Consider the following 7,708-nt stretch of genomic DNA (forward strand, 5'->3'; position numbering starts at 1 on the left):
GTACATTTGCAGAGTAAGCGAAAACAGGCTTCACTCGGCATAGTTCAAGCTAGCTTGACTCTGCTCTCATTTGCACTGTTTTTGCAGAGTAAGCGAAAATTCAAAAAAACAGAGAGAATCCCGGATATGGAAAACTATATTGTTTCAGCCCGTAAGTACCGTCCGTCCACGTTCGAATCGGTGGTAGGACAGCGGGCGTTGACTACTACGCTGAAAAATGCAATTGCTACCCAAAAACTGGCTCATGCTTATTTGTTTTGCGGACCACGTGGGGTAGGGAAGACCACTTGTGCGCGTATCTTTGCCAAAACCATCAATTGTATGACGCCTACTGCCGACGGAGAGGCTTGTAATCAGTGTGAGTCATGTGTAGCTTTCAACGAACAGCGATCATACAATATTCACGAACTCGATGCTGCTTCCAACAACTCGGTAGATGACATTCGCCAGTTGGTGGAGCAAGTACGCATCCCGCCGCAGATTGGTAAGTATAAGGTATATATCATCGACGAGGTGCACATGCTTTCGGCATCTGCTTTCAATGCGTTCCTGAAAACGCTGGAAGAACCTCCCCGTCATGCTATCTTTATCCTGGCTACGACGGAGAAGCATAAGATTCTCCCTACCATTCTTTCCCGTTGTCAGATTTATGACTTTAACCGGATAAGCGTGGAAGATACGGTGAATCATCTGTCGTATGTTGCTTCGAAAGAAGGAATCACGGCGGAGCCGGAAGCACTGAACGTGATAGCTATGAAGGCAGACGGTGGTATGCGTGATGCTTTGTCTATCTTCGATCAGGTTGTAAGTTTCACCGGAGGAAATATCACCTATAAGAGTGTGATTGATAATCTGAACGTTCTTGATTATGAATATTATTTCCGCCTGACGGATTGTTTCCTCGAAAATAAGGTAAGTGATGCTTTGTTGCTTTTCAATGATATATTGAATAAAGGCTTTGACGGAAGTCATTTTATTACCGGATTATCGTCTCATTTCCGTGACCTGTTGGTTGGAAAAGACCCGGTGACATTGCCTCTACTGGAAGTGGGAGCGAGCATACGTCAACGCTATCAGGAACAGGCGCAGAAATGTCCGTTACCTTTCTTGTACCGGGCCATGAAGCTTTGTAATGAGTGTGATTTGAATTACCGCATCAGCAAAAATAAGCGTTTGCTGGTAGAACTGACCTTGATACAGGTTGCACAGCTTACCACCGAGGGGGATGACGTGAGTGGTGGGCGTGGCCCTACGAAGACCATAAAACCCATATTCACACAGCCTGCCGCAGCTCAGCAGCCGCAGGTCGCTTCTGCAACTCAGGTTCAGCAGGCTTCCCTTCATACGTCTCCGTCTTCAGTAACAACACAGGCTGTTAATGGCACTACTGCCCGGCATCCGCAAGCATCTGCAGCAGTGCAACCGGGAGCATCAGCTTCTTCTGGTGCGGCTTCGTCTGCTCCGTCGCAAGGAGCGGGAGTTGCCCCGACTGTCAAGGAAGAACGGAAAATTCCGGTGATGAAGATGTCTAGTTTGGGCGTGTCTATCAAGAATCCGCAGCGCGATCAGACAACGCAGAATACAGTTACCACTCATGTTCCCAGAGTACAGCAACCGGAAGAAGATTTTATTTTCAATGACCGGGATTTGAATTATTACTGGCAGGAATATGCCGGTCAGTTGCCGAAAGAACAGGATGCTCTTACTAAACGTATGCAGATGCTCCGTCCGGTATTGCTTAATAACTCAACGACTTTTGAAGTGGTGGTTGATAATGAGTTTGCTGCAAAGGATTTTACAGCTTTGATTCCTGAATTGCAGAGTTATCTTCGTGGTAGGCTGAAAAACAGCAAAGTGGTGATGACAGTGCGGGTAAGTGAGGCAACGGAAACAATACGTCCTGTGGGACGTGTCGAGAAATTCCAGATGATGGCTCAAAAGAATCAGGCGTTGATGCAGCTGAAAGATGAGTTCGGACTGGAGCTATACTAATGTACTTACTTCTATCGGATTATCATCTTCCAGGAACGAAGGCTTTTATCTATATCGGATACTGGTATGAAAATATGGTCTATACTTTTAATTTAATGTAAACGTTGATTCATACGGTCTTCGTATCCGTCTGAAGGTCTTTTTCCCGGCATGACAATCCACAGGATTATATATATGATTACTCCGGCGAAAGCAGTGAAGAATGTAGCCAGTATATACACTATTCTTAATAAGGTAGGATCCCATCCGAAATATTCGGCTATTCCGGCGCATACGCCTGCGATCATTCGGTTGGAAGAACGGGTTAATTTCTTTTCATTTTCCATGATGTACTTTGTTTTAGTGCGAATACTATACAAATATAAAGAATATCATTGGGATAATCGAATAAAATCGGCAGATTATGGCAGAAAAGTATGGATACCCAGTCATGAAACAACAACGGAAAGGCAAGGGGAGCAATCCATAAATGTTAATCTGGGCGATATATAAAAATGCAGCTTGTTTATTTATTATAGGAGCATTTCTGTATTTTTGTAGCCGCTTAATAAAAAAACAGGAAAGAGTAAATAAGCGTTGTGAAAGTCAAATGATGCGTAATACGATAAACTCACTTAAAGCCAAGTCAAACATGAGCAATAGTTCCATAAATGAACTGTTTGCTCATAGCTCTTTATTGGAACTGCCCAAAAAACATATCCTAACGTCCTCTTTCCAGAATGATAAAAACTTTTATTTCATTGAAAAAGGTATAGCACGCTCATATTGTGTAATTAACGACAAAGAACTCACCTCATGGTTTAGTACAGAAGGAGATATCGTTTTTTCGACGAACAATTTTTATGGGAACCAACAAGGGTACGAATATGAAGTTGTTCAGTTATTGGAAAATACGGTATTATATGCCGTGCCGATAAAAGATTTAGAGAAGCTGTATCAGACTAATATAGAAATAGCGAACTGGTCAAGGATTTTGCATCAAGAGGCTTTTATAATGAATGAAAAACGTTTAATTTCAAGACTGTATAAGTCAGCGGAAGAACGATATATAGAATTGTTGCAAACACGTCCGGATCTCTTCCAAAGAGTAAATTTGGGTTATATTGCATCTTTTTTAGGCATCTCTCAAGTTACGTTGTGCCATTTGAGGAACAAGATTAAATAATAGAGTTGTTTCGTTTCCCTTCCTTCGCATTACTTTATTCTGCTTTTTTAAGTAGTTTAAAAAAAATGTCATACCATTGTCCTAACTTTGCAATTGAAAAAATTGAATACCAAATGAAAAATGTGAATCATATAGTATGGGCTGATTTAATTCGTGTGATAGCCATTTTAATGGTCATCTGTATCCATTGTTCAGACCCTTTCAATGTTTCTCCTGAAGCTCGTTTAAATCCGGAGTATAACTTATGGGGGAGTATTTATGGAGCTTTCTTGCGTCCGTGCGTACCGTTGTTTGTGATGCTGACAGGAATGTTATTATTACCGGTAGAACAGGAAATCGGACAATTTTATAAAAAAAGGATGCTTCGTGTAATAGTCCCTTTTATTGTATGGTCTTTATTATATAACTTGTTTCCGTGGTTTACGGGTATTTTAGGGCTGAATAATTCTGTTTTGTCTGAAATGTTTGCGTATGCAGGAGAGTCTCCAAGTCAAACTTGGGATAGTTGCTTGCATAATATTCTTATGATTCCTTTTAACTTCAATACATATACAGTTCCTTTATGGTACATATATATGTTGATAGGATTATATTTGTATATGCCTTTTTTTTCTGCATGGCTGAAACAAGCAACAGAGAAACAAATGAAAATATTCTTATCCGTTTGGTTTATCACATTATTTCTGCCTTATTGCCAAGAATATATATCCAGCTATATAGGAGGTACTTGTGCTTGGAATGACTATGGCACTTTATATTATTTTTCAGGTTTTAGCGGTTATCTGCTTTTAGGCTATTATTTGAAAGACAGAAACAAGTTGTCGGTGAAAAAGACTGTTGTTTTATCTCTTATTCTTTTTAGTGTCGGTTATGCCATAACGTATTATGGATTCAGGAATATGACTTCACAACCTGATATTACAGAGCGCCAAATGGAATTATTCTTTTTATACTGTTCGCCCAATGTCTTTTTAATGACGGTTGCCTGGTATTTATTAATTCAAAAAGTAAAGGTAACGTCTCCCTTAATTATATCAGCCTTAAAGAATATAACAAAATGTGGACTGGGCATCTATATGGTACATTATTTTGCTGTAGGAATAGGTTATTTAGCAATTGACAGAATTGATTTACCTATATTCATGCGTATTCCAGCGACAGCTTTATTTGTGTTTATCGTATCGTGGTGTATAGTTGCATTATTCTACAAAGTGCTTCCTAAGGCTGCGAAATGGATAATGGGATAGTTTAGTTTTGCGACATAAATGAAAAACGGATAAAAGAAAAAAGGGAGCAGTCCGAAAATTAAGGGGGAGTGATTCGGGGCAATCACATTCTTAAAATAAACACATAGCGGTCCATATCGAGCGTTTCATCATACCGAAGAACGCCACAAGTCCACGCAGCAGTTCGACAAGCTAAGGCGGAACATACGGCAGTCCATACAGCAACGGAAAGGCAAGGTGGGATGAAGCTATAACCGTGTTATCTCGCTGGAAAACAATAAAAAAGTGCTATTCATAATCCTTTGTGAATAACATTTTTCTATATTTGCAAATAAAAAAGTACATCGGGAGCTGTGCCGGATACGTGACGAACAAAAGACTTTCGGAAAAATACACGTGAATACAGAATTACAACCACATATATAAAACATGAAAGCAACAATACCATATAAAAGAATTGAAAACACTCTGTTTGCTATTATCCCTCTACTCGTGGGATGGCGTATCACTTCTTATTATACATCTGCTTTACCCGATTTCGACATAGCGGCTAACGATATATTCATAACGATAGAATGTAAAGTGCAGACATTTGTATTATGGGGGATTATGTTATTCTTTTTCTACGTCATCGGAAAACAAGTGAATAATATACGGAAAAGACGGTTGTTCAAGATAACTGCCGTGTTGGTATATTGGTTAATCGTGTGGGGTATCTGCTACTACCAATGTGCCATAGAAGCGGTGCGGAACTGGAATGATATGATGAATGGGAATGTTGGATAGACTAAGTATTTACAGTTATCCGAATTATCAATATAAACAAACTATGACAGGAAAACAGGTGACATGAAGAAACGAAAAAAAAAGAGCAACAAGCAATCGAGGCGTGAAATCATTGCCGATGTCAAGCGTAGAGAGGTTGAGTGGAGAAAGGAAAGGAGAAAGGAAAGGTGGCGTATATGCAAATCCCATATCATGTTGTGGGGAACATTTATATCTTTCTTCTTATTACTTATATTCGTCATGCTGTTAGATATACGTAATACCTTCTCCAACATCATACTTGGATTGATAGCCATTAACGGTGGGATTTATCTATTTATGTACATCCTGTTTAAAGCAGCCCGGAATCTGACCATCCGGATACCTCTGAAAAATGGCGAAAGTACGGGAAATACGCAATGGTTGTTGGATTCTTCGGAAACTTTGGTAGAGCCTGAATATTTAAGCCGGTGTGATGACAAACAGATTGTTATTGATAATGACGGCATATCGGTGAGAGTATTGCTTTTTCTGATCTGGCTTGTTATATTTTTAGCTATGGTTTATCTCGGTTTAACTCCTTCAAAACTTGCAACTGAAGATTATGGAAGTACATTACTGCTTCTTGAGTTGTACTTTCTTATCCTGGCACTAGGAATAAGTGCCATTCTACAACCTTGGCGGCGGATTGTTTTTGATCGTGCTTCCAGAACTGTAACTATACCAGGACGACTTCTGCTGCATAAAAAAGAAACCATACCTTATAGTCAGGCTGAACTCACGATTCGTTATTACATGGGGCGTGGTTCGTTGGGGGTTGTGACAAGTATAATAATTTCCAATTCCAATTCACCCAGCCTGTTAAGTGGAGTTTCCTTAATGCCAGGCGATATAGATGAAGCCAGGCGTTTTGCACGCTTCATACAACTATACATGGAAAAAGAGGAGTTGCCGGACATACCAGAATTTGAGAAATACAGGAATGAAGTAAACGTTTAAATTGAAATAATAATGGGTAGAATCATTTTATTTTTTTTAGGAAGTGCATTGTTTTTGTCCGGCTGCAAGAATAGTAAACAGCCGGAAGGTTATAATTCTGTTAATATTATTGAATATGTTAATGTTTATGATGAAAACAACAGGATTCTAACCGCACAGGGTACTGAATATGACTATCTCTATTTTGGAGACAATAAAGATAAAGAAATCTTGGCTGATGTAAATAATTTTACAACGATATATAGTTATGATAATGATTCTTCCTGCTATACTGTAAAGGAACCCTTGTCGGAATCATTGCTAAAAACAATGAGATACACTGAAAATACCATAGAAGAACTTGTATTGGAAAATAATAAGGACACATTTAGTTATTCTTTTTCTCTCTATCATGATAAGAATAAACCTAAGTATAAAAAAGATATTATAATATTAGGAGATGAACCCTTTTCTGACTCAAGATATGAGGAATACTACTACTATGATAATAATGGAAATAATACGAAAAAAATCTATCATGACTTGAACACCGGGGAAAGAGAAGAAACCTATAAATTTAATGATACAGATTATAAGGAAGCTGTTAATCTTGTCCCTTCTTCCGATTACAAACAAAACATCGAGTGTTCATTGAAACAAACTGTTAATGATACCTTAATCACTCGGATTACCTTAAACGGTGTAATTAATAGAGTGATGAAGGAATACATTGATGGAAAAAAGAAAATTAAGGAAGAGTTTGACAATGACATGACTTTAATCAATAAAGAAACAGAGTATGAAGAAAGAGGACTGAAGGTAAATGTTAATCATACTTTAAGAAGTACAGGTTACTCAACCGACAGTATCTATTATGAAGGAAACAAAAAAGTTAAGCATATTTATAATTCTGACTACAATGGCACCATAACAGTTGAAATTTCAGAATATGATGAGCAAGGAAATATAATAAAGAAAACAATAAAACTCCGATGGGCGTCAGATAATAAAATTACTAGTTGAATACAAACATATTTATATTTACATTATTTACAGGTTATTGCATCTCTATTTCAAACAGATAATGTTTGTCTGTTTTACCATTTTTTGATTAATATCAAACAGAATAATTGGTTAGCATTGGCTATATATCTTTCTCTTTTTTTGCCAGCTGCTTTTATAAAATTGTCGCCGATAGTTTGTATTTTCGGGAAAAGCTATTATATATGCAAATGAAAGAGTTATTTGCCAGCATAGTAACGTAAATCTCTGAAAATCGCACGGTTGCTAACTCGTTACCGCCACTTCTCAAATAATTCGCTAAAAGTTTATTTCTCAATCGGTTAAGTCTGATCGATGAAAATCTAAAATAGATTCATTCTTACACGGTTTTGATTCTTTTCACCACAGAGGACACGGAGAACACAGAGGTGAATTTGTTTTATGACTTACGGTTGTGACCCTAATTTTGATGCGTAATCCTCCTACCATAAAGTTGAAAAAACGGTTCTTCGTCAAATTTGGTGGTAAATTCTTTATCTCTTTATTTCCAAGTTAATAATTATCCCTTTTTACTCACTTT

The 7,708-nt window shown here is 38.0% G+C and carries 7 protein-coding genes; 6 read left to right on the forward strand and 1 reads right to left on the reverse strand.

What is annotated here, in order from left to right; genetic code table 11:
* Positions 1-126: 126 nt before the first annotated feature.
* Entirely contained in the window at positions 127-1,992 is a 1,866-nt protein-coding gene (locus LPH68_RS02010) for a DNA polymerase III subunit gamma/tau (protein WP_008026087.1), read from the forward strand.
* A gap of 92 nt (positions 1,993-2,084) precedes the next feature.
* Here LPH68_RS02010 and LPH68_RS02015 read toward each other — a convergent pair whose 3' ends face one another.
* Complete coding sequence (locus tag LPH68_RS02015; protein WP_004316218.1) at positions 2,085-2,318, reverse strand: PspC domain-containing protein; 234 nt, start codon at positions 2,316-2,318, stop codon at positions 2,085-2,087.
* Between the two features lie 263 nt (positions 2,319-2,581).
* Here LPH68_RS02015 and LPH68_RS02020 point away from each other — a divergent pair, with 263 nt between their 5' ends.
* The 5 genes from LPH68_RS02020 (at position 2,582) to LPH68_RS02040 (ending at position 7,149) form a co-directional block, all read left to right on the forward strand.
* Positions 2,582-3,157, forward strand: a complete 576-nt coding sequence (locus tag LPH68_RS02020; protein WP_225474010.1) for a Crp/Fnr family transcriptional regulator — start codon at positions 2,582-2,584, stop codon at positions 3,155-3,157.
* 65 nt (positions 3,158-3,222) lie between these two features.
* Positions 3,223-4,404 (forward strand): acyltransferase, encoded by a 1,182-nt coding sequence (locus LPH68_RS02025; protein WP_087323674.1) that lies wholly within the window; start codon positions 3,223-3,225, stop codon positions 4,402-4,404.
* Positions 4,405-4,812: 408 nt separating this feature from the next.
* Positions 4,813-5,169, forward strand: coding sequence for a hypothetical protein (locus LPH68_RS02030; protein WP_032845447.1), 357 nt, complete (start codon positions 4,813-4,815; stop codon positions 5,167-5,169).
* Positions 5,170-5,232: 63 nt separating this feature from the next.
* The gene (locus tag LPH68_RS02035) at positions 5,233-6,147 is read left to right on the forward strand and encodes a hypothetical protein (RefSeq protein WP_151921614.1); all 915 of its coding nucleotides are present in this window, start codon (positions 5,233-5,235) and stop codon (positions 6,145-6,147) included.
* Between the two features lie 12 nt (positions 6,148-6,159).
* A complete protein-coding gene (locus LPH68_RS02040) occupies positions 6,160-7,149 on the forward strand; it encodes a hypothetical protein (protein ID WP_120144354.1) in 990 nt (329 codons plus the stop codon).
* Positions 7,150-7,708: the final 559 nt, after the last annotated feature.

Source organism: Bacteroides sp. 1_1_30 (assembly GCF_020982715.1).
Classification (GTDB): Bacteria; Bacteroidota; Bacteroidia; order Bacteroidales; family Bacteroidaceae; genus Bacteroides; species Bacteroides xylanisolvens.

Coding starts and splice junctions, on each gene's coding strand:
- LPH68_RS02015 (WP_004316218.1), bottom strand. CDS start 2,318: ATGGAAAATGAAAAGAAATTAACCCGTTCTTCCAACCGAATGATCGCA.
- LPH68_RS02025 (WP_087323674.1), top strand. CDS start 3,223: ATGTCATACCATTGTCCTAACTTTGCAATTGAAAAAATTGAATACCAA.
- LPH68_RS02035 (WP_151921614.1), top strand. CDS start 5,233: ATGAAGAAACGAAAAAAAAAGAGCAACAAGCAATCGAGGCGTGAAATC.
- LPH68_RS02030 (WP_032845447.1), top strand. CDS start 4,813: ATGAAAGCAACAATACCATATAAAAGAATTGAAAACACTCTGTTTGCT.
- LPH68_RS02020 (WP_225474010.1), top strand. CDS start 2,582: ATGATGCGTAATACGATAAACTCACTTAAAGCCAAGTCAAACATGAGC.
- LPH68_RS02010 (WP_008026087.1), top strand. CDS start 127: ATGGAAAACTATATTGTTTCAGCCCGTAAGTACCGTCCGTCCACGTTC.
- LPH68_RS02040 (WP_120144354.1), top strand. CDS start 6,160: ATGGGTAGAATCATTTTATTTTTTTTAGGAAGTGCATTGTTTTTGTCC.